This window comes from Caulobacter sp. AVps18, from assembly GCF_058681425.1.
Genome location: NZ_CM178737.1, coordinates 4,293,695 through 4,315,795, shown reverse-complemented (window position 1 = coordinate 4,315,795; position 22,101 = coordinate 4,293,695). Strand labels below are relative to the sequence as shown.

Genomic DNA, 22,101 nt, shown 5'->3' with positions numbered 1-22,101 from the left:
GACGTGGGCCGTTAACCGCGCTCCTAAACCGGACCTAAAGTCCCTTGCGGCACAGTCGTGAACGTCCAACGCCCCCAGACAACCGTGCCGTGCCGCCATGCTTTTCCTGATGAACGATGTGGTCCTCAACCTCGACGCTGCGGAGCTGACTCCGCCGGTTTCCAGCGACCGTTTCGCCATGCTGTCGCTGGCCTATGTGGGGGAACTGGGGCGCGAGCTGTATGCCGAAGAGCCGTTGCTGCACACGAAGGACCCGGAACGGGCCATGCGGCTGGCGGCCCTGATCATCGCCAAGGCCCCGGAAGTGAATGCGGCGCTGTTCGTCGCGCCCGGGCGGGGCTGCCTGGTCGAGCAGGTGCAGGTTCGCTACGCCCAGATCGGGATAGAGGTCATGGCCGCCCTGCTGCAACGCCAGAAGACCGGGTCTTTGACCAATGTCGAAGCCGACCGCCAGGTCTGGCGCCGCCTCGCAGCCTGAAGGTCGCTTTAAACCAGAACGGCCATCAGCCACTTGATGGCGACGGCGATGGCGATCAGTCCGCCGATGGTCGTGGTGATGCACAGCACGGTAGCTTCAGTGCGGGGAGCTTGGGAACCCCGCGGTTCGTCCCAAAGAGCCATGGTCTGTTTCCTCTCCAGGCCGGGCGCTCTCAATGGGCGCCACGTTCCTGACCAGCGCAGCATGACTCCAATCTCATTGTAGCGACAGGGCTAATTTGACGCGGTCCGCACCTTGAGAATCCGGCGGCTTTAGGTCTAGTTTTCAATTTTTGGTTGCGGATTTTCGCGTTGGGGTGGGTATGGCGGACCGGGGGCGCGGCGCGGCGGCTGCAACGATGTTCGCCTGGCTGATGCTGAGCGTTGCGATCTGGCCTGGAATGGCTGGCGCGGCGCAGGTGACAGAGGTCGAGAAGGTCCAGATCTCACCGGCCAAGGCCGGGCGCTGGCTCAAGGCCGAAAGCCCTCGCTTCACAGTCTATAGCGATGGCGACGAGCGCTTGCTGCGCGACTATGTGGTCAAGCTGGAGCTGTTCGACACGTTGTTGCGTCATCTGCACAACATGCCGCTGGACGGCGCACCGCCGCGCAAGCTGTCGATCTTCCTGATCCGTGAGCGCGCGCAGTTCGACGTGGTCTGGCCTGGAATGCCGTCCGGCGTGGCCGGCTTCTATACCTCCAGCGTCGGCGACATCTTCGCCATGGCCACCCGCTCGCGCGACGACAACACCGTGGTGCAGCACGAATACGTCCACCACTTCATGCTGCAGTACTTCCCCTATGGCTATCCGGCCTGGCTGGTGGAGGGCTATGCCGAGTTCTTCGGCAGCGCCGAGGTTGACCGGGATACGATCGCGGTCGGTCGCAATGTCGGGCGGGGCGACAACCTGAAATATGTCGACTGGACGCCGATCGAGACCGTTCTCACCAAGCGGCCCTTTGAGCTGAAGGGCACAGACCCGGCGATGTTCTATGCCCAGGCCTGGCTGATGACGCACTACTTCATGAGCGACCCGGCCCGATACCAGCAGCTGAACGCCTATATGAAGGCGGTCGGGGAGGGCGGTGATCCGCTGACGAGCATGCAGGCCAGTTCTGGTCTCTCGGCCGAGGCGCTTCAGGCCAGGCTGCGCGACTACATGCGCGTGAAGATCCAGGTCATCACCTATACGCTCAAGGGCCTGCCGCCGCCGCCGATCCAGGTCACGCCGCTGTCCACGGCGGCCGATGACCTGCTGCTGGCCGATTTCTCGCTGCGACGCCTGGGCCTGGATCGCGACGAGCCTGACGATGAAGAGTCCAGTGGCGGCTCCATCGAGGCCCGGGCCGAGGCGCGGAGCCGGCGAGCCAAGTGGCGAGCCGATTTTCTGGCCGACATCCGGCTGCGCGCCGCGCGGCATCCCGAAGAACGCCTCGGCCAGCTGGTTCTGGCGCGCGCCGAGCTGGCGCTGGGTGATCAGGCCAGGGGCCTGGCCCTGATCGACCAGTTCACCCAGGCGCGCCCGGACGATGCCGAGGGTTTCGAGCTGGCCGGTCTGGCCCGGCTGGCGGCCGGTGACGCCGACCCCGACCGCCAGTCCGAGCAGTACAAGGCGGCCGGACCACTGCTGGCCAAGGCCTACAAGCTGGATCCCACCCGCTACCAGACCCTCTATGGCTATGCGCGCAGCCGGACACTGGACCCGAAATATCCGACCCCCAATGTGATGGCGGCGCTGGAAGAGGCTCAGGCCCTGGCACCCCAGGTGTCGGAAATCACCCTGGCCACAGCTCAGGCGATGATGCTTCGTGATCGCGACGATGAGGCCGCCGCCCTGCTGGGGCCGGTCGCCAACAGCCCGCACGGCGGGGCGGAAGCCGCCCGTGCCAGGGCCATGCTCAAGACCTTGTCCGAGCGCAAGGCGAAGGGCGAGGGTGACAAATAGCGTCCGGACGGCTAACCCCGCGCGATGAGCACTTCCCCCGTCTTTCAGGCCGCCCGTCGGCGCACCTTCGCCATCATCAGCCACCCTGACGCCGGCAAGACGACCCTGACCGAAAACCTGCTGCTGGCCGGCGGGGCGATCCGCGCGGCCGGCGCGGTGCGGGCCCGCGGCCAGACCCGCCGCACCCAGTCCGACTGGATGAAGATCGAGCGCGAGCGGGGGATCTCGGTCTCGGCCTCGGTGATGACGTTCGACCACGACGGTCTGATGTTCAACCTGCTCGACACGCCGGGCCACGAGGACTTCTCGGAAGACACCTATCGCACCCTGACCGCCGCCGATGCGGCGATCATGGTGCTGGACGCCGCCAAGGGCATCGAGCCCCAGACCCTGAAGCTGTTCGAGGTCTGTCGCCTGCGCGACATCCCGATCATCACCTTCATCAACAAGATGGACCGCGAGGCCCAGGACCCGTTCGAGCTGCTCGATGAGGTGTCGTCCAAGCTGGCCCTGGATCCCGCGCCGCTGTTCTGGCCGGCCGGTTCGGGCGGACGGTTCAAGGGCATGCTGGACCTGCGCAAGCAGACCTTCATTCCCTATGCCAAGAAAAGCTCGACTGACGACGAGGGCCATCCCGATCCGGTGGCCCTGAACTCCAACGCCATCAGCCGCTTTCTCGACCCCGAGGAGCAGGCCGAGGTGGAAGAGGGCGCCATGCTGGTCTCCGAGGCCGCCAAGCCGTTCGACGTGACGAGCTTCCTCGAAGGCCACATGACGCCGGTGTTCTTCGGTTCGGCCCTTCGCCATTTCGGCGTGGCTGAACTGCTGGCCGGCATCGGGGCCTATGCCCCGCCGCCCAAGCCGGCCAAGGCCCTGCGCTCGGGCGCCGAGACCCACGTGGCCCCGGGCGACGCGGAGGTTTCGGGCTTTGTCTTCAAGGTCCAGGCCAATATGGACCCCAATCACCGCGACCGGATCGCCTTCCTGCGCCTGACCAGCGGCCGCTTCACGCGCGGCATGAAGCTGAAGGCCCAGAACACCGGCAAGTCGATGAGCGTCAATGCGCCGATCATGTTCTTCGCCAGCGATCGCGAACTGGCCGAAGACGCCTTTGCCGGCGACGTGATCGGCATCCCCAACCACGGCGTGCTGCGGGTCGGCGACAGCCTGTCGGAAACCGGCACCCTGCGCTTTGCCGGCCTGCCCAACTTCGCCCCGGAAATCCTGCGCCGGGTGCGGGTCAAGGATCCGCTGAAGGCCAAGCACCTGAAGAAGGCGCTGGAAGGCCTGGCCGAGGAAGGCGTCACCCAGCTGTTCCGCCCGATGATCGGCTCGGACTTCATCGTCGGGGCTGTCGGCCAGCTGCAGTTCGAGGTCATGGCCGACCGCCTGGCCAACGAATACCAGCTGGACTGCATCTTCGAGCCCAGCCCCTATGCCGAGGCCCGCTGGCTGACCGGCGAGCGCGCCGACGTCGAGGACTTCATCGGCAAGCACCGCACCCAGATGGGCGAGGACATCGACAGCCAGCCGGTCTTCCTGGGCAAGTCGTCCTGGGAAATCGGCTATGTCGCCGAACGGTTCGCCAAGGTGAAGTTCGAGCGGACCAAGGAACGGGGTTAGGAGCGACCTGATCTTGCCGGGCTAGGCGACGGTTTCGGGGGCGGGATCACGAGGCGGTTCAAATGCGCCCGCCAGGCAAAGAAGACTCAATCTGGACGAGCCCTGAACGCTCACGCATAGTCGAGATGACGCTTCGGGGGATGCGGTGATCGATCCTGTTCTGTCGTTTTTGCTTGTGACCGGCGCCAACTGGATCACCAAACAGCTGACCGACGTCTCGGGCAAGTTGCTCAGCGTCGAGGGCGCAGCCTCGATCATCACCAATGTGGCCAGCAGCCAGCTTTTCGACCCCGTCTGTCGTCGCCTGCGCGGCTCCTTCGTCGCGCACTTCAGGGGCCAAGACGGCTCGCTGCCGCGCAATCATGATGTCGAGCGGGCGGTCCGCAGCGCGCAACTGGCCGCCGACAAGGTGTTGGTTGCAAGCTTCGGCGAGCGGGCAGAACGCCGCAACCAGCCTTCGAACATCGCCTTCGCCAAAAAAGCCCTGGCCTGGATCGAGACCCAAACCCAGGCCATCGCGACCCTCACCGTCGCCGATACGGCGCTTGAACAGGTGATCGCCGCGCTTGAGGCACCGATGGTCAAGGACGATCCGGGCCTGACGGCGGCGGCCGACCTTGCGCTGACAGCGGCGTTCGACGAGCTGAAGGCCGGGGCCGGCGTGGCCGCGCCGGATGAGTTCAGGACACTGTTCTTTAAAGGCGACGCCGGTTGCCCGCCCTGGCTGGACGCCTTCGGCGCCTTCCTCGCCGAGCAGATCAAGACCAATGACCGTTTCAGGTCTGTACTGACAGCCGCGCGGCTGGCCGAGATCGGGGCGGGCGTTCGGCGGATCGAGGACCTGGTGGCCAAACAGGCACCGATCTGGGCAGACCTGCGCGACAAGACAGACCTCATCCTAGCTGGGATGGAGCGGGTCGAGCGCAAGGTCGACGACCTGCATGCCATGGTCGCCCTTCTGGTCGCCGATCGCGGTGGCGGGGCAGGCGACCGGGCGGCGATCGAAGCCGAGATCACTCGCCTCCGCGAAGACGGTGCCCTGACCACCCGCGCCATCGAGACCTTCCTGAGCGACGTCGGCGAAACGCCGCTGTCACCGGACCAGTGGCCCGACCAGTTGCGGGCCTTCGCTGAGCGGTTCCGCCGCCTGGTCGATGAGCTGGCCCGCCGAACCAATCTGCCCGCCGACCTGGAGGCCGAACGCGCCCGCGCTGCAAGAGCGGCCGAGACCGGCGATCTTGATACCGCCGAAACCATCCTCGCCGCCTTGACCGATCGCATCGCCGCCTGGCGTCGCGAGCAGCGGGAAATGCTCGATCAGGCCGGTCGCGAGGAAGCCCGGCTGTTGGGTGAACGCGCCGAGATCGCCAAGACCCGCCTGCGCTATGCCGAGGCCGCAACCCTCTATGCCCGGGCCGCCAGGGCGGAACCCGCCGAAGATCGCGCGGCGCGATGGCGCTGGACCGTTTCGCAAGGCTCGATCCTTGACGATCTGGGACGCGAGTTCGGTGACAACGCCGCTCTGGTCAAAGCCATAGCCGTTCTGCGCGATCAAGCCCTGCCCCTGGTGCCCCGCGACGAGGCCGCTCTCGACTGGGCTGCGACCCACAACAATCTCGCCATCGCCCTTGCGACTCTGGGCCTTCGGGAGAGCGGCACCGCGCGCCTGGAAGAGGCCGTCACCGCCTTTCGCGCCGCCCTGAAGGAATACACCCGCGACCGCGTGCCCCTCGACTGGGCCATGACCCAGAACAATCTCGCCGCCGCCCTCCGGACCGTGGGCGAGCGGGAGAGCGGTGCCGCGCGCCTGGAAGAGGCCGTCACCGCCTATCGCGCCGCCCTGGAGGAATTTACCCGCGACCGCGTGCCCCTCGACTGGGCCATGACCCAGAACAATCTCGCCAATGCCCTTGCAACCCTCGGCCAGCGGGAGAGCGGCACTGCGCGCCTGGAAGAGGCCGTCACCGCCTATCGCGACGCCCTGGAGGAATTCACCCGCGACCGCGCGCCCCTCGACTGGGCCATGACCCAGAACAATCTCGCCATCGCCCTTGCGACCCTGGGCGAGCGCGAGAGCGGTACCGCGCGCCTGGAAGAGGCCGTCACCGCCTATCGCGACGCCCTGCAGGAGCGAACCCGCGATCGCGTACCCTTCCTCTGGGCGCAAACCCTGGAAAATCTCGCCCTGGCTTTCGAGGCTCTGTTTGACAAGACAGAACAACCGTCTTGGCGCGTTCAAGCCCTGGCGGCGGCGCGCGAAGCCTTGCAAATCTATGAGGCGACCGATGCGCAATATTACGTCACGAAATGCCGTGACCTGATCGGTCGGCTCGAGGCCAAGTCCTGATCCCTGTTACCAACGGCCGTTGATCCTGACCTCAGAGGGTTGGGATGTAAAAACATCCCGTCACCTCGGGACCAAGTCCCGGGGTATAGCCGTCCCGCTTCGCGGCACGTCCAGGGCCTCGCGCAGGGCCGGCTGGCGGGAGCGGCTGACGGGCAGGGGCGCGCCCTCGGCCAGATGCAGGCGCCAGCGGTCGCCGTCGCGCTCCAGCCGCTGCACGTGGGCCAGGTTGACGATCACCGACCGGTGAATGCGCAGGAAGGTCTCCGGAAGCTCCTCCATCAGGCCATCAAGCCGGGCGGCGTGCAGCAGGCTGCGGCCCCCGGCCAGCCGCAGTTCGGCATAGTCGTCGGCCCCCACCACGGCCAGGATATCGGCCAGGGGCACCAGCTCGACCCCGCGCGCCGAGGCCACGGTCAGGCGGTCGGGGCGGCTGGCGGCGGCGGTCAGGGCGGCCTCGCGGCTGCGATCGTCGCGGCCCAGCCGAACGACCTCGACCATCAGCAATGGCAGCACCAGGCTGGTGGCCAGCAGGAAGAAGGAAAAGTCGGCCAGCCATTCCGGGAACCCGACCGCCACGGCCAGGAACAGGGCCAGATAGGCCAGGGTCAGCCGTGCCCCGGGGAGACGCCGCCACACCCCTACAGCGGCCGGAAGGGCGGACAGGGCCACGCCGAGGATGAGGGCCCAGACCGTCTTGATGTCAAAGCCCGGCAGCAGGACCGTGGCGCCGACCAGGCCCAGGGCCAGGCCGACCATCAGCTTGCGCTCCTTGGGCAAGAACCGCGTGGCGACATAGCCGACCAGCAGCACGGCGAAGGTGGCGGCCAGGAGCCAGATGGCGCTCATGCGCCAGGCGTGCAGGGGATAGGGATAGTTGAAGAGCACGCGAAGGCTTTCAACGACAGCCTGCAGGGCCGCGACCCCGGCCATGGCCGCCAGCACAAGGCTCGACCCGGTGCGGCGCAGGGCATGGATGACACCAAACCCGAAGGCTGCCGCCAGCAGCGTCCCGGCGGCCACGAAGGTGATGGCCAGCAGGGCGGTGCGCTGCGGATAGGGATGCGGCAGGACGACCATTGCACTCATCGGCCGGGCGAACGGCAGGCCGCCGTGGAAGGATGACAGGTGCAGGACCAGCGTGTTGTCGCCGGGCTGCCAGGCCGTCTCGCGGATCGGCAGGATCGCCTGGTAGCGTCCGGGGACCTCTTGGCCCTTGGTGGCGCCGGGGCGGCCATTCACGCCCAGCGGGCGGCCGTTGAGCCAGGCTTCCGATGACGCGACGCCCGCCAGATAGAGGGCGCGGGGACTTGCGTCCCTCGGGGCGGCGATCGTGGACCGGATCCACAGCTCACGGCCCTGCGGATTGACGAAACCCTCAACCGGCCGGCAGTCGCTCAGACTCGGACCGCTGGGACCGGCGACGCCCTGGCAGGCCTGCCAGGACAGGTCCTGGGCGCGGGCCAGGGGCGCGAGGCTGGTCAGGACAAGGGTGAGAAACAGGATTCGCCACATGTCCGTACTCATAGGGCGCCGCTGGCCGACAGGCTCTGCCATTCGCCGATCAGGGCAAGCATTTGACCGAAGGGCGGTGGCGGAGCGCACGGCCGGCGGTTCAGCTATGGCCATGACCCAGACATCACTTCATCGCCGCGCCCTGCTCGCCGCCGCCGGCCTCGCCCTTCCCGCCCTTGCCTTCGCGCAGACCGCGCCCCCGGCATCGCCGACCCAGGCCGGCCCCTTCCGGTTCAAGGGCTGGCAGGGCAAGGACACCGATGCCGAGCGGGGCTTCTTCGAGGTTCCCGAGGACCGTCGCGATCCCCGCTCGCGGAAGATCCGGTTGAGCTATGTCCGGTTCGCTTCGACAGCGGCCAAGCCCGGCCCACCGATCATCTACCTGTCCGGCGGCCCCGGCGGCCTGGCGACCCGGGCGCTGGCCGGGCCGCGGTTTCCGATCATGATGGCCCTGCGCGAGGTGGCCGACGTCATCGCCTTCGACCAGCGCGGTACCGGTCTGTCCAACCATATCCCCGAGCGGCCGCCCTCGACGCGCCCGCCGCCGCCGTTCACCCAAGCCGGACTGACGTCCTATTTCCGCACCGATTTCCAGGAGGCCTGGGTCGACTGGACCAGGGCCGGCGTGGCCATGACCGGCTACAATACCGAACAGAATGCCGACGATATCGACGACCTGCGTCGCCAGCTGGGCGCGGAAACGGTCGACCTCTGGGGTATCAGCTACGGTACGCACCTGGCGCTGAGCATGCTCAAGCGCCACGGTGACCGGGTGAACCGTGTGGCCCTGGCCAGTCTTGAGGGGCAGGACCAGACCGTAAAGCGGCCCTCCGCCGTCGACACCCTGTTGAGCCACGTGGATAGCCTGCTGGCCGCCGACCCGGCCGTGCGGGCGGCCATTCCGGACCTGCCAGCCCTGATGCGGCGGGTGCATGCCAGGATGGAGGCGGCGCCGGTCAGCATGACCGCGACGCTGAACGGCGCGCCCGTCACCCTGAAGATCGGCGGCTTCGCCATCCAACTCATGTCGGGTGGCCTGATCGCCAATCCCCAGACCCTGGTCATGCTGCCGGGGCTCTATCTGGCGCTCGATGCCGGCCAGACCGATGTGCTGAAGCCCTTCATGGGCGAGTTTGCCAACCTGCTCGGCATTGCCGGCATGCCCGAAGCGATGGACCTCGCCTCGGGGATCTCGCCGGGCCGGCTGGCCCTGATGCGACGCGAAGCGAAGACCGCTGTGCTGGGCGAGGCGCTGAACTTCCCGATGCCGCAGCTGCTGGGTGTGGTCCCGGGCGCTGATCTGGGCGAGGGCTTCCGCGCGCCGCTGCGTATCGACCATCCCGCCCTGCTGCTGGCCGGCACGCTGGACGGTCGCACGCCGATGTCCGAGCAGGACGAGGTGGCCGCCCAGTTCCGGCGCAAGTCCCGGGTGATCGTCGAGAACGCCGGCCACAACGTCTTTGAGGCCCATCCCGATGTCCAGCCCCTGCTGGTGCGGTTCTTCCGGGGCGAGGCCGTGGCCGATACCCGGCTTAGCCTGCCGCCGCCGAAGTTTAAGCTGGGGTGAGCCGCTTCAGGTGTCCGAGCCTTGAGCGCTTGATCCCGCCCCCGAAACCGTTGAGCCTGTAGGCTGAACCTCTGGGGGACGAGACATGCGGGTGATCGCCATTCTGGGCCTGATGCTGACCCTGTCGGCCTGCGCCGGTGCGGGGGCGGACGGCGGGCTGGATCTGATGTCCGGCAGCGGCGTCCGGGGGAAGGCCCTGGAGGCAAGGCTGAAGACGGCGGCGCTGTCGCCCCTGGGCAGTCGTGCCAATCCCGTGCGGGCCGATAGTCCCGCAGGCCAGCGGGCCTATTTGGCGCGGCTGCGCTGTGGCGACGGGGCACCGCCGACCTCTGAGCGTATGGGCAGCTACGGACCCGGGCCGTTCGGGTCGATCATCGACGGCTATCGGGTGACCTGCGCGGTCGCCGAACTGAAGGAGCGGGAGGTCTTTATGGACATGTACCACCCCGGCCATGTCGAGCCTGCGAGCGTTCCGGGCTTTGCCATTGCTCCGCCGGCGGCGGCCAAACCCTAGAGTGCGTTGCGATCTGATGGAATCAGATCACCCGCTCTAGTGTTTTGTTTTCACGCGCGTTTCATTCCGAAAACCGGTTCCCACTTTTCGGAACGCGCTCTAAACCGGAAACTTCAGCAGGTTGGGGCGCGGGATTGCGGCCTTGAAGGCCCCGCGCGTCTTGGCGGCGTCGGCCCCGAAATCGGCCCAGGCCCTGACGAAGCCGTTGGCGGGCGCGTTGGCGGGCAGGGCGACCACGCCGATGCGGGCAGCGCGCGGGCGCGCTATGGCCGCCAGCTGGGCCCACAGTTCTGCTTCATCCTCGGGCGCGAAGTCCGGGTCGGCGGCCAGCAGGCGGCGCAGGCCCAGCGCCGTATCGGGATCGGCGACATTGAGGGTGACCAGAGCGCTGGCCGGGCTATCGGCCAGGGACTCCAGCGACCGGATCAGTCCGGTCAGGGCCATTTTCAGGCCCGTAGTGCGCCGGTCGCCTCCGGCCTGGCCGGCGCGTGTCTCGCCCTCCAGGCGCACAAAGCCATAGCCGCCATAGCCGGGGTCGGGCTGGCAGACGCTGGCGATCCACAGGGAGATGGCGGTCATGGCGGCGCTCGCGAAGGGTGGGCCAACCTTCTAGCCTGTTTTGTCCGACGAGGCAGCGGGGTCGTAAAGGGCGGAAAAGATGCGTCGGCCGCGCTGGAGTCATGAACAAAAAGTAAACGGAGCGTTAAATTTGATGGTTAACGTCATCTTTAGAAGTGTGAACGTCGTTCTAAGAAGCAGGGTTAGCGCGGGGTCGGGTGGGAGCGGGGTAGGGCAAGAACTGTGCCAGATTGGACCAAAAAGCAGACGAAGCGCTGGAAAAGTCGGTATTTCTTAAGGGTTGCGACTATTTATGGTTAACGGCCCGTAAACACCTATTAACCACTTGTTAAAGCGCTTGGCTCCGGCTTTGCTTCTGTCTGGCTGAACCCCGCCGAACGTCTCGGTGCGGGACAGTTGTCGGAGTACGGATCGATGTTCGAGTTCGGTCGGGACCTGAAGCGTCTGTTCGGCGTCGACGCTGGCGCGGAGTCCAAGGGCGCGGCGCACCGCGATGGGCTGACGGGCGGGGACACCTCGCTTCTTGAACTGCTCGACATCAGATTGCTGACCAACGAGGCCCGCTCGGCCGACGTCGCCGCCGGCCGGATCGGCTGCAAGGATCGCGGCTCGCGCCTGCTGGAAGCGGCCGTGGTCTGGCGCGAACTGGCCCGCCGCTCAGGTGACGCCGCCGCCCTGCGCAAGGCCGCTTCGCATGCCGAGGCGGCTACGAAGGTCTTTGAAAGTGAACGTCGCCTCGACGCCCTGGCCGCTGCCCGCTGCGAGCAGGCCGTTCTGGCCATACTGGGCGCCGACCTGTTCGGCGACGAGGGCCTGCACGCCGCCGCCGGCGCGGCTCTTACCCTGGCCCGTACCGCGCCCAGCCAGCGCTGCGGCCTGGCCATGGCCCTGATCGCCGGCCTGGACGGCCGCGCAGGTCTGGCCGAGAACAATCTGGATCGCGCCCTGGCGGCGGTGCAGGGCTATGAAGCGCCGCTGCGCGCCCTGGCGGCCGCCAAGCGCACCAAGGGCGGCGGCGCCCGCCTGCTGCTGGCTGACCAGCGCGCGGCCCGCATCGAGCTGATCCTGACCTGCGCGATCCGTCTGAAAGACCGCACCCTGGCCCAACTGGCCGTGTCCGAGGCGACGACGGCCGCCGCCAATCTGGACCAGGATTTCGAACCCCTGGCCTGGGCGCGGCTTGAAGGCCTGCGCGGCTCGGCCCTGATCCAGTTGGGGGATCTGGACGGTGAACTGACCCATATCGCCGACGGGGTCGAGGCCCTGACGGCCGCACTTGAACCGCTTTCCATGGAGCACAGCCCGATGGACTGGGCCCGGGCCCAGGCCGCGCTCGGTGCCGGCCTGCAGGCCGTGGGCGAGGCCACGACCTGCGACCGCGCCTTTGAGCGGGCCGTCACCTGCTATGATCGCGCCACCCAGGTGCTCAAGGTCCAGCCGGCCCTGGCCCTGCGCGCCGTGGTCGCCAACAACCGCGCCCTCAGCCTGGCCCGCTGCGCCGAGCTGACCGCCGACCTGGCGGTGCTGGACGCCGCCGAGATGGCCTTCAAGTCCGAACTCTCGGCCCGTCCCGGCGCGCGCGACCCCGCCGCCTGGGCCGTGGCGCAACTGAACCTGGCCCGTCTGTATGAAGCGCGGGTCGAGATCACCGGCCGCGACGATGGCCGTCTGACCCGCGCCGCCGTGGCCCTGGCCAGCGCCTTCGACGTGTTTTCGGAACTGGGTCTTCGCTCCCTGACTGACCTGGCGGCACAGGGCCTGCAAAGGTTGAAGGCGACCCACGCGGTCTGACCCGGATCGGGACACAGGCTGCGCAGGGGCGCTGAAACAGCAATTCGAGGCGTCGCGGACACGGCGGCCTCGACCAGGACCGACAGGACGTTATCGTGATCGCTTCGCTTGCCCTCGCCGCCATGATCGCCAACACCGCCCCGGCCAAGGCGCCCTCGGACATGCTGACCCCCGTGTCGCAGCCGGCTGAAGCCGTCGCGGTCCTCAACTGCCTGGTCAAGACCGACGGCCGCCTGACCGCCTGCACCGTTCTGGGCGAGAGCGATCCCGAACTGGGCGTTGGCGACGCCGCCCTGAAGATGGCCTCCCAGTTCCAGGTCGACCTGCTGGGCCCCGACGGCAAGAGCCGCGCGGGCTCGTACATCCAGGTGCCGGTGCGGATTCGTATTCGCTGAACCTGACGACGGCGGCTTGCGACCCAGGGTCGCGGCCGCCTTTCGGCCCTGCTGAAATGGCAACTCCTAACGCCTCATTAACCATACCCGCCGCATCCTGACGCCTCGATTCCCAGCCCTGTTCGGGCGCGTGCGAGAGGCCCTGGATGACCGGCGCGGAAGTTCTTGATGTCGGTCGCGATGCGATCTGGCTGACCCTTCAGCTGTGCGCGCCCGTGCTGATCGTCGGCCTGGTGGTCGGCGTGGCCATCGGCCTGTTCCAGGCCCTGACCCAGATCCAGGAAGCCACCCTGGTCTATGCCCCCAAGATCGTGGCCATCTTTGTGTCGCTGCTGATCTTCCTGCCGCTGATGGGCGCGCTGATGGCGGGCTTCATGCGCCAGATCGCCGCCCGCATCGCAGGCATGTAGGGGAGGCGAGGGCCGCTTGGACTCCTACGCCACAGCGGCCCAGGTCTATGTCGCCGGCCTCGTCTTTGCGCGGGTCGGGGCCATGGTCATGCTCATGCCCGGCATCGGCGACAATTCGGTGCCGCCGCGCATTCGTCTGTCTTTCGCCCTGCTGATGGCCCTGATCCTGACGCCGCTGGTCCAGGCCAGCGTTGGCCCCGTGCCCTCGAGCGTAGGCGGGCTGGCGGGCCAGGTGATCCACGAAATCCTGATCGGCCTGATGATCGGTGCGGTCCTGCGGCTGTTTTTCACCGCGCTTTCGACGGCGGGCGAGATTATCTCGATGCAGACCACACTGTCGTTTGCCCAGACCACCAATCCGTCGATGGAGCAGTCCAGCACGGCCGTTGCGACCTTCTTGTCGATGCTGGGCCTGACCCTGATCATGGCGACGGACCTGCATCACCTGTTTATCGGGGCCATCGTCAAGTCGTACGACATCTTCCCGTTCAGCCGCGCGGTACCGGTCGAGGACGCCGCCACCCTGGCCGTGCGTACCGTGGCCGACAGTTTTTCGCTGGGCGTGCAGCTGGCCGCCCCGGTGATCGTGTTTTCCCTGGTCTTCAACCTGGCCGTCGGCCTGGTGGGACGGGTGATGCCGGCCTTCCAGATCTTCTTCGTGGCCTCGCCGCTGAGCGTGATCCTGGGTCTTTCCCTGCTGGCGCTCAGCCTTGGCGGCATCGCCATGGTCTGGACTGAGCGCTATCGCGACCTGCTCCTGATCTTCAACTAGGGGCGGGCCGTGGCAGAAGACACAGACAACGACTCGAAAACCGAAGAACCATCAGCCAAGAAGCTGTCGGACGCCCGCGCCAAGGGTGACGTGGCCAAGAGCGCCGACATCCCGCAACTGGCCTCGCTGCTCGGCGCGGTCTGCGTGGTGCTGATGGCGGGGGGCTGGCTGACCCGGGATCTTAGTGCCGCCCTGACGCCGTTCCTGGCCCATGCCGGCCAGATGGACCTGAGCAGTGGCGGCGCGGTGATCATCGCCCGTCAGGCGATCCTCGCGGCCATGCCGCCCCTGGTGCTGGTGATGCTGACCACGGCCCTGTTCGGCTTTGTGGCCCACGTCGCCCAGACCGGCTTCATGCTGACGCCGGAAAAGATCAAGCCGGACATGAGCAAGCTGGATCTGATCAAGGGCATGGGGCGGCTGTTCGGCGTTGACGGGCTGGTTCAGTTCGCCAAGTCGGCCCTGAAGTTCGTCGTCACCGGGATCATCGCCTATTTCGTGCTCAAGCCGCACACCGGCGAGGTGATCAACATGGTGGGCATGGATCCCGCCGCGATGATCCCGGTCTCGATGAAGCTGGCGACCAAGCTGTTCTTTGCCGTGATCCTGCTGCTGGTCCTGACCTCCGGCTTCGACTGGTTCTGGCAGCGCCAGCGCTTCATGAAGCGCATGCGCATGACGCTGCAGGAGGTCAAGGACGAGTACAAGCAGTCGGACGGTGACCCGCACATCAAGGCCAAGCGCCGTCAGATCCAGATGCAGCGCTCGCGGCAGCGGATGATGCAGGCTGTGCCCAAGGCCACTGTGGTGGTCATGAACCCGACCCACTATGCCGTGGCGCTGAAATATGAGGCCGGCGAGACGCCTGCGCCGCTGTGCGTGGCCAAGGGCATGGATGACCTGGCCCTGAAGATCCGCGCCGTCGCCGAGGAGCACGGCGTGCCGGTGCTGGAAGACCCGCCCCTGGCCCGCGCCCTCTATGCCGCCGTCGACGTCGACGAGGAAATTCCCGCCGAACATTTCGAGGCGGTGGCCAAGGTCATCGGCTTCATCATGAACGGCAAGAAGCCCAAGCCACGGGCGAGGCCGCTTTAGGCCTTGATTCTGACGCCCTCTGACCTTGCCTTATAGAAAGAGTATGCTTGACCAAGCCCAAAGTGAGTCGCGGCTCGCTCGTTGAACAAGGAATTGTCTGGTCCATGGCGCAAACGCCCGTCCAGAACATCGCCGAGACCGGCGTGACGGCCCGTCGCTTCGACCCCCTGATCTGGGGCGCGGCCCTGTTTTTTGTCGCCGCCGCCGCCCTGGCTGCGGCACCCGCTCTGCGCGCCGGTCCCGTCACCCTGGCGGGCCTGCTGCTGCTGGGCGGTGTTGCGGGCGTTGCGATCCTGGGCCTGGTGGCCATTCGCGCCTCTACCCATCACGACAGCGACACCGACGCAGCCGAAACCTTTATCGAGGCCCTGCCCGAGCCCAGCGCCCTGGTGGCCGCCGACGGGCGGGTGCTGGCGGCCAACGGTCCCTGGCGTGGCCTGCTGGGCGAAGCGCGCAGCCTGCCCAAGGGCGCGGCCGGTGCCGGACTGTTCTCGGCCCTGGTCCTGGCCCGCAAGGGCGAGGTGGCGCAGGGCGTGCTGCGGGTCGAGGACGGCGAACGCGTCGCCACGGTCTCGCGGCTGTCGGGCGGTCGCCTGATGGTGCGCCTGGCTCCGCCCGCCGTCGCGCCGACCCTGGCCGACGAGGCCCCGCTGGTGCCCCGGATCGAGGCCCGCGCCCCGCCGCCCGGATCCCTGGATGCCTTCTCCGGTGCCTCGCCGTTTGGCGCGGCCCTGCTGGAGGGGCTGGACCCGTTCACGTCGCGCATCCTCGAAGCCAATCCCGCCCTGCTGGCCATGGGCGGCGCCAATGCCCGCGCCGGCGTGGTGTTTGGCGAGATGATCGAGCCCGTCACCCGCACCGAGGCCGAAACCCGCCTGGCGGGGGGCAAGGCCGGGCCTTTCGAGGTGCGGCTGTCGCGTGATCCCACCCGCATCGTGCATCTCTATCTCTACAAGGCCGAGGAACGTCTGGTCGTCTATCTGATCGACGTGTCGGAGCAGAAGCAGATCGAGCTGCAGCTGGCCCAGGCCCAGAAGATGCAGGCCATCGGCCAGCTGGCCGGCGGCGTGGCTCACGACTTCAACAACCTGCTGACCGCCATCCAGCTGCGCCTGGACGAACTGCTGCACCGTCACCCGGTGGGCGATCCCTCGTATGAAGGCCTCAACGAGATCCGCCAGACCGGCGTGCGGGCTGCCGACCTGGTGCGCAAGCTGCTGGCCTTCTCGCGCAAGCAGACCGTGCAGCGCGAGGTGCTGGATCTGGGCGAGCTGATCAGCGAGTTCGAGGTGCTGCTGCGCCGCCTGCTGCGCGAAGACGTCAAGCTGATCACCGACTATGGCCGTGACCTGCCACAGGTGCGGGCCGACAAGAGCCAGCTGGAAACGGCGGTCATGAACCTGGCCGTCAACGCCCGCGACGCGGTGCGGGCCGCCAAGGGCGGTGGCGTGGTTCGCATCCGCACCGCCCGCCTGACCCAGGAAGAGGCCGTCAGTCTCGGCTTCCCCGGGGCCGAGGGCGACACCGCCTTCATCGAGGTCAGCGACGACGGCCCGGGCATCCCGCCCGAAGTGATGGGCAAGATCTTCGACCCGTTCTTCACCACCAAGCCGGTGGGCGAGGGGACCGGCCTGGGCCTGGCTACCGTCTACGGCATCGTCAAGCAGAGCGACGGCTGGATCCATGTGCATAGCCGTCCCAATGAGGGCGCGGCGTTCCGCATCTTCCTGCCGGTGCACATACCGACGGCGGCCGCCGTCGCCGAGGCCGCCGCCGTAGCCGCTGCGCCGCCCAAGGCCCGCCCGCCCCGCGACCTCTCGGGCGCCGGCCGCATCCTGTTCGTCGAGGACGAGGACGCCGTTCGCGGCGTCGCCGCCCGCCTGCTGCGGGCCCGCGGCTACGAGGTGCTGGAGGCCTGCGACGGCGAAGAGGCCCTGCTGATCGCCGAGGAGCATGCAGGCACCATCGACCTCTTGATCAGCGACGTGATCATGCCCGGCATCGACGGCCCCACCTTGCTGAAAAAGGCGCGCGGTTATCTGGGCAATGCGCCGGTAATGTTCATCAGCGGCTATGCCGAGGCCGAGTTCAGCGACTTGCTGGAAGGCGAGACCGGCGTCACCTTCCTGCCCAAGCCGATCGACATCAAGACCCTGGCCGAGCGGGTCAAGCAGCAGATCGCGGCGGCTTAGGGGACGGGGCCCGGGGGGAACGCGACTGTTCGGCGGCGGCAGGTTTCCCCAGACGGACTTCGCGAAGGGCGGAGAAGGGGGTAGCGGGCTTATTGCAGCACAACAGATGTATGGGTCACATCTAGGCCAGAGCGTTCGCCGCGTCCCGGTAGAACGCGGCGAGATCCTCTTCCGCAGAAGAGAAGGCCTCTGCAGCGCCGGCGTTTATTCCGTGCTCGATCCCTTCATAGCGGATCATTAGAGCGCGGAGATCTGCCAGGGTCTTTCTGCAGAGGCCTTGATAGGCGTCACAGTTGAACCCCTTGTGGATGGCTGTTGAAATCGAAGCGGCCAGAGCTAACAGACCGGCGAAGGTAGGCCACCAGCTGGCTGTACCAGGAAGCGTCTGTAGCAAAGCCGAGCCCGCCAATATCGGCGCAACGATCCCGAGGCAAACGGCGAGGCCGCTGAATGTCCAGTAGATTTGATATTTGCGCTTGAGTCGCCGCTCGTCACTCTTGAGTGAAGCGATCCGATTTTTCACCAGTAATGCAATGTCGGCCGGCATTCCTCACCCCAGGATCCAATAGCTGATGCCCTCATGCGTTGCTGGATATCTGGCGGCGCTTTTTGCGCGAGCGCAATCCCGCTCGGTGCGCAGCCGCCATTTTTCCGTCCGACTGGGGCGGGATTGAAAATGCGCACGGCGCCCAACACCGGGCTTTGGGCCATCGGCAGTTTGCGTCGCAGCCGGCGGCCCATACAGCGCGCAACCTTTCCGGGATCGCCGTGCTATGGATCAATCCGGTGACGCTTGAGGCTTTCAGGGAATCGACCGGGTGCATTGGCTGATCATCCTCGTGCTGGCGGTGGTTCTGTATCGCCAGGACCGTCGGCTGAAGGCGCTGGAAGCCCGGCTGGATCAGCTTCTGCGGCGGCCTGAGCCGGTCCGGCATTTTGATGCTTCGCCATTGACGCCACCTGTCGAAGCCGCGCGATCCTCGGCGGTCATCGACCCGACCCCTGTGGTCGAGTCAGAAGCCCTTTCGCTGGAGCTCGCGCCGCCCCCGATCCCGGATGCCAGCCCCGCCATCGCCGAATCCGCGCCTCTGCCAGAGCCGGTGTTCGCGCCGCCTCCGCCGCCTCCGCCGCGACCGGCCGTACAGGCCCGTCCTGCCCTGTCCTGGCCTGCGATCTCCACCTGGCTGGCCGAGAACGGGCTGGCCTGGATCGGGGGCGGCGGCCTGGCCCTGGGCGGCCTGCTGCTGGTCATGTACGCGGCCCAGCGCGGTGTTTTCACCCCGCCGCTGCGGATCGCCATGGCGGTGCTGCTGGGCGGCGGGATGATCGCTGCCAGCGAGTGGATCCTGCGCCAGAAGCTGGTCGTGGGCGGTCGTCACCTGCTGGCCGCCGCCGTGGCGGCCGGGGCGGGGGCGGTGACCCTGTATGGCGCGGTCTGCGCGGCCCATGGCCTCTATCATCTGATCCCCCTGCCGGTCGCCGGCGTGCTGACCGCCACCATCTCGTTTGGCTTGCTGGGCCTGGCGTTGAGGCACGGCGAGCCCCTGGCGCTGCTGGCCATCTTTGGCGCGGCCCTGGCCCCGTTCGTGACCGGCGCTGACACCTGGTCGCCAGCCGTTCTGGAGGCCTATCTCGTTGTGATCGGTGTGACCGGCAGCGCCATCAGCGCCGTGCGCCACTGGGGCAAGGCCGGGCGCCTGACCCTGGCCGCGCTGGTGCTCTGGAGCGCCGTTCTGGTGATGGACAGGCGCGTACTGGACGCCGCTGTCCTTCTGCTGATTGCCGTTCTGGGGCCCTTCTGCGGGGCGGCCTGGCGTCGGGCGCGCGGGGGACAGCCGGGCGTCGACAAGGTGTTCGACAATCAGCCAGCCGTGGCCCTGGGCCTTGTCAGCCTGGCCTCGATGGGGGTCTGGCTGCACGCCATGGGGTCTGGTCATGAGCTGCCGATCGCCATCGTTCTGGCGTCGGTCCTGGTGGTTCTGGGCGCGGCAGGGGTGGTGGCCGGCCTGATCCCGGCACTGGTGTTCGCCGCGCCGGTGGCCGTGGCGACCCTGGCCGCCCTGATGGTGCTGGCGATGAACGGGCGCGAGCCCGAGACTCCGTGGATCTTTGTGCTGGCGGGCCTGATCCCGGCCGCCGGCCTGCTGGGCGCGCTTCGGATCCGCGAGGCCAAGCCGCGTATACTGCTGCTGGCCATCGGCGGTCTGGGTGCGGCGGCGCTGGCCAGCTTCGCCTGGCCCTTGCTACGCGACGCCGGGATCGAGCCCGCCTGGCTGCCGGCCGCCCTGATCTCGGGCGCGATGTTCGCCGCCGCACTTCTGGTGGCCCGCAAGGTCGAGGCCAGCGGGGCCAGCGCGGCCTCCGATGCGGGACTGGGCCTGTGGTTGGCGGCGGCCGCTGAAATGGTCTTCCTGGCGATCCATGCGGCGACGCCCGTCGCCGTGGAGCCCGCCGCCCAGGCTCTGGCGGCGCTGGCCCTGGCGGTCGCGGCCGGACGTCTGGCCTGGCGGGGCTTTGCGCCCGCCGCCGTGGCGGGCGGCCTGATGGCCCTGGCCGTGATGCTGAGACAAGGTTTCATCGGCGACGCGCTGGACGGACGCCTGGCCCTGACCTCGATGCTTGGCGTGGCCGCCCTGGCCTCGGCCCTGCTGTTTGCCGGGGCCAGGCTGGTGCGCAGCCGCCTGATGACCAACCGCGCCGAGTCCGAAGCCCTTTCGACGGCGGCGCTGCTGACCCTGTTGCTGGGCATGTTCACGGGTCTGCACATCGTGCTTTCGGGTCCGCACGACGCTTCCGGCCCGCTGTTCGAGGCGAGCTTGCGCACCCTGTTGCTGTTGTCGGCAGGCCTGCTTCTGGTCGCGCGCCAGCGCGAGGATGACGGGCTTATCGCCCGCTGGCGCACGGTGGCCGTGATCGGTGTGGGCGTGCTGCATGGGCTGATCGGGCAAGGGCTGGTCCTGAACCCGTGGTGGGGCGTGGGCGAGGCACCGGCGGGCTTGCCGGTGTTCAACAGCCTGATCCTGTCGTTCCTGGCGCCGGCCCTGCTGCTGGCAGCCACCGTTCGGCGGCGCGCCAGGCCGCAGGACGACTGGAGCCGGGCCTGGCTGGCGGCGGCTGTCGTCTTCGCCCTGCTGTGGATCGTACTGACCCTGCGCCACATCTTCCAGGGCGGTGCCATGTTCGACGCCGTGATCGATCGGGCCGAGGCCTGCGCCTACGCCGTGCTGGGCCTTCTGGCGGTCCGGGCCCTGCTGTCGGATCGCGTGAACGCCGCCAGCCGGCGGATGCAGTGGCTGAAGCAGGTCGCGCCAGCGGCCGGCTGGGTCGCCCTGGTCGCGGCGGCCCTGGTCTTTGGCCGTTATGCCAGCCCCTGGTGGGGGCCTCTGGACCAGCCGCTGGCGTCGTTCGGGGCCGGCCTGCTGCTGTTTGGTCTCTATGGTCTGGGCGCCGCAACGGCTCTGGGCCTGCGCCGCGGCGAGACACCGTTCTCGAAGGCCGCCCTGTGTCTGGCGGTCGGCATCCTGTTTGCGCTGATGAGCCTGTTGATCCGCTGGGCTTTCCACGGCGCGGACATGAGTTCGCCTGATCGCGGCGGCGCGCTGGAGACCTGGACCTTCTCGGCCCTGTGGGCGGTGTTTGGCCTGGTGGTTCTGAGCCTGGGCGCGGCCCACAAGGACGCCACCCTGCGCTGGGCCGGCCTGGCGGTGCTGCTGATCACTGCGGTCAAGGTGATGCTGTTCGATCTGGCGCGGCTGGAGGGCGTGGTCCGGGCCGCCTCGTTCCTTGCGGTCGGCGCCCTGTTCCTGGTGGGTGCCCTGGCGGCCCGCCGTCTGAACGCCCGCGCTCAAACCGGGGAGGCGCAGGTCAGCCCCGCCGCCGCTCCAGAAGCATGATCGGCGCGTCCTTGTAGGTAGTGTGCGCCGTCACCCGGAAATCCATCTTGCGCGCAAGGGCCAGGCTTGCGGCGTTGCCGGGATCGATGATGCACGGCACGACGGGCGGCTTCAGGGTTTCGTCGATCCAGGCCAGGGCGGCGGTGACGGCTTCGGTTCCAAAGCCGTGGCCGTGCGACCACGCCGTCAAGACCCAGCCCATCTCGGGCAGACCGGCCAGGGAGGGCTGAAGGTCACGGCGGAAGTCGGCAAAGCCGATCTCGCCCACATAGCGTCCCGTGGCTGTCTCGCGCACGGCCCAATAGCCGAAGCCCAGCAGCGCCCACAGGCCGCGCGCCCGTAGCAGCCGCGCCCAGCTTTCCTCGGCGGTGAAGGCGCGGCCACCGACGAACCGTGTCACCACCGGGTCGGCCCACATGGCGGCGCTGTCGTCGAAGTCGCTGATCTCGGGTGGACCAAGCGTCAGACGGCTGGTGATCAGGACGGGCGCGTGGGCGGACATGACGACTCGGGTTTGCGGCGACGGGCGGGCGCAGGCTACACCGCAGCATCGTGTTGGCGAGACTCTCCGATGACCATGCCTGTTGATGCTATCGCTGCCCGCCGCAAGCTGACCAACAAGCTGATCGCGGCCAAGGCGGCGGCGCGTCTGACGCCGTTCTTCGATCCGCGCGTGACCCTGATCGCCGGAGACGGCTCGGTGCTGATGGGGGCAGGCGAGGTGATCGCCGCTTTCGACGCGCAGTTCCGCGACCCCGACTTCATCGCCTATGTGCGCACAACCGAGGTGATCGAAATCGACAACGCCGGCCTGCGCGCCGCTGAGCGGGGGCGCTGGACGGGATCATGGCGCGGCGCGCCGGAGCAGTCTGGGACCTATCTGGCGACCTGGAAGGTGGTGACCGGCCAATGGGTGATCGAGAGCGAGCTCTATGTGACCCTGCAGCGCGGCGACTGACGGTTTCGTCGTCAGGAGCGGCGGGGGCCA

19 protein-coding genes are annotated in these 22,101 nt (G+C 67.8%); 14 read left to right on the top strand and 5 right to left on the bottom strand.

The window, feature by feature from the left end; genetic code table 11:
• Positions 1-97 precede the first annotated feature (97 nt).
• On the top strand, positions 98-478 hold the full coding sequence (locus ACW179_RS19635; protein WP_492061258.1) for a hypothetical protein: 381 nt from the start codon (positions 98-100) through the stop codon (positions 476-478).
• Positions 479-486: 8 nt separating this feature from the next.
• Here ACW179_RS19635 and ACW179_RS19630 read toward each other — a convergent pair whose 3' ends face one another.
• Positions 487-621, bottom strand: a complete 135-nt coding sequence (locus tag ACW179_RS19630) for a hypothetical protein (protein ID WP_492061256.1) — start codon at positions 619-621, stop codon at positions 487-489.
• A 179-nt stretch (positions 622-800) separates the two neighbouring features.
• Here ACW179_RS19630 and ACW179_RS19625 point away from each other — a divergent pair, with 179 nt between their 5' ends.
• The 3 genes from ACW179_RS19625 (at position 801) to ACW179_RS19615 (ending at position 6,393) form a co-directional block, all read left to right on the top strand.
• Positions 801-2,423, top strand: coding sequence for a tetratricopeptide repeat protein (locus ACW179_RS19625; protein ID WP_492061255.1), 1,623 nt, complete (start codon positions 801-803; stop codon positions 2,421-2,423).
• 24 nt (positions 2,424-2,447) lie between these two features.
• Entirely contained in the window at positions 2,448-4,046 is a 1,599-nt protein-coding gene (locus ACW179_RS19620; protein WP_492061252.1) for a peptide chain release factor 3, read from the top strand.
• 145 nt (positions 4,047-4,191) lie between these two features.
• Positions 4,192-6,393 carry a tetratricopeptide repeat protein gene (locus ACW179_RS19615; RefSeq protein ID WP_492061250.1) on the top strand — a complete coding sequence of 734 codons (2,202 nt, stop codon included), beginning with the start codon at positions 4,192-4,194 and terminating at the stop codon, positions 6,391-6,393.
• A 60-nt stretch (positions 6,394-6,453) separates the two neighbouring features.
• Here the strand turns inward: ACW179_RS19615 and ACW179_RS19610 are convergent, their stop codons facing one another.
• Positions 6,454-7,905 carry a LytR/AlgR family response regulator transcription factor gene (locus tag ACW179_RS19610; protein ID WP_492061248.1) on the bottom strand — a complete coding sequence of 484 codons (1,452 nt, stop codon included), beginning with the start codon at positions 7,903-7,905 and terminating at the stop codon, positions 6,454-6,456.
• A gap of 106 nt (positions 7,906-8,011) precedes the next feature.
• On the opposite strand from ACW179_RS19610, the gene ACW179_RS19605 reads away from it, so the two are divergent.
• Positions 8,012-9,472 carry an alpha/beta hydrolase gene (locus ACW179_RS19605; RefSeq protein WP_492061246.1) on the top strand — a complete coding sequence of 487 codons (1,461 nt, stop codon included), beginning with the start codon at positions 8,012-8,014 and terminating at the stop codon, positions 9,470-9,472.
• A gap of 85 nt (positions 9,473-9,557) precedes the next feature.
• On the top strand, positions 9,558-9,986 hold the full coding sequence (locus tag ACW179_RS19600) for a hypothetical protein (RefSeq protein WP_492061243.1): 429 nt from the start codon (positions 9,558-9,560) through the stop codon (positions 9,984-9,986).
• Between the two features lie 99 nt (positions 9,987-10,085).
• Here ACW179_RS19600 and ACW179_RS19595 read toward each other — a convergent pair whose 3' ends face one another.
• Positions 10,086-10,565, bottom strand: a complete 480-nt coding sequence (locus ACW179_RS19595) for a ribonuclease H family protein (RefSeq protein WP_492061239.1) — start codon at positions 10,563-10,565, stop codon at positions 10,086-10,088.
• A 414-nt stretch (positions 10,566-10,979) separates the two neighbouring features.
• Between ACW179_RS19595 and ACW179_RS19590 the strand changes: the two genes are divergently transcribed.
• The 6 genes from ACW179_RS19590 to cckA all read left to right on the top strand — a co-directional run bounded on the left by ACW179_RS19590 (position 10,980) and on the right by cckA (position 17,220).
• Positions 10,980-12,356, top strand: a complete 1,377-nt coding sequence (locus ACW179_RS19590) for a hypothetical protein (protein WP_492061234.1) — start codon at positions 10,980-10,982, stop codon at positions 12,354-12,356.
• 95 nt (positions 12,357-12,451) lie between these two features.
• Complete coding sequence (locus ACW179_RS19585) at positions 12,452-12,751, top strand: TonB family protein (protein ID WP_492061232.1); 300 nt, start codon at positions 12,452-12,454, stop codon at positions 12,749-12,751.
• A 146-nt stretch (positions 12,752-12,897) separates the two neighbouring features.
• Positions 12,898-13,161: a flagellar biosynthesis protein FliQ gene (gene fliQ / locus ACW179_RS19580; protein ID WP_419317750.1), complete on the top strand. Its 264-nt coding sequence runs from the start codon at positions 12,898-12,900 to the stop codon at positions 13,159-13,161.
• A 16-nt stretch (positions 13,162-13,177) separates the two neighbouring features.
• Positions 13,178-13,933 carry a flagellar biosynthetic protein FliR gene (gene fliR / locus ACW179_RS19575; protein ID WP_492061230.1) on the top strand — a complete coding sequence of 252 codons (756 nt, stop codon included), beginning with the start codon at positions 13,178-13,180 and terminating at the stop codon, positions 13,931-13,933.
• A 9-nt stretch (positions 13,934-13,942) separates the two neighbouring features.
• Positions 13,943-15,028, top strand: a complete 1,086-nt coding sequence (gene flhB / locus ACW179_RS19570; protein ID WP_492061228.1) for a flagellar biosynthesis protein FlhB — start codon at positions 13,943-13,945, stop codon at positions 15,026-15,028.
• A 104-nt stretch (positions 15,029-15,132) separates the two neighbouring features.
• A complete protein-coding gene (gene cckA, locus ACW179_RS19565) occupies positions 15,133-17,220 on the top strand; it encodes a cell cycle histidine kinase CckA (protein ID WP_492061226.1) in 2,088 nt (695 codons plus the stop codon).
• Positions 17,221-17,341: 121 nt separating this feature from the next.
• Here the strand turns inward: cckA and ACW179_RS19560 are convergent, their stop codons facing one another.
• Entirely contained in the window at positions 17,342-17,767 is a 426-nt protein-coding gene (locus ACW179_RS19560) for a hypothetical protein (protein ID WP_492061224.1), read from the bottom strand.
• A gap of 271 nt (positions 17,768-18,038) precedes the next feature.
• Between ACW179_RS19560 and ACW179_RS19555 the strand changes: the two genes are divergently transcribed.
• On the top strand, positions 18,039-21,113 hold the full coding sequence (locus ACW179_RS19555; RefSeq protein ID WP_492061222.1) for a DUF2339 domain-containing protein: 3,075 nt from the start codon (positions 18,039-18,041) through the stop codon (positions 21,111-21,113).
• Here the strand turns inward: ACW179_RS19555 and ACW179_RS19550 are convergent.
• Complete coding sequence (locus ACW179_RS19550; RefSeq protein WP_492061219.1) at positions 21,085-21,615, bottom strand: GNAT family N-acetyltransferase; 531 nt, start codon at positions 21,613-21,615, stop codon at positions 21,085-21,087. The genes ACW179_RS19555 and ACW179_RS19550 overlap by 29 nt on opposite strands.
• 69 nt (positions 21,616-21,684) lie before the next feature.
• On the opposite strand from ACW179_RS19550, the gene ACW179_RS19545 reads away from it, so the two are divergent.
• The gene (locus ACW179_RS19545) at positions 21,685-22,071 is read left to right on the top strand and encodes a nuclear transport factor 2 family protein (protein WP_492061217.1); all 387 of its coding nucleotides are present in this window, start codon (positions 21,685-21,687) and stop codon (positions 22,069-22,071) included.
• The last annotated feature ends 30 nt before the right edge of the window (positions 22,072-22,101 follow it).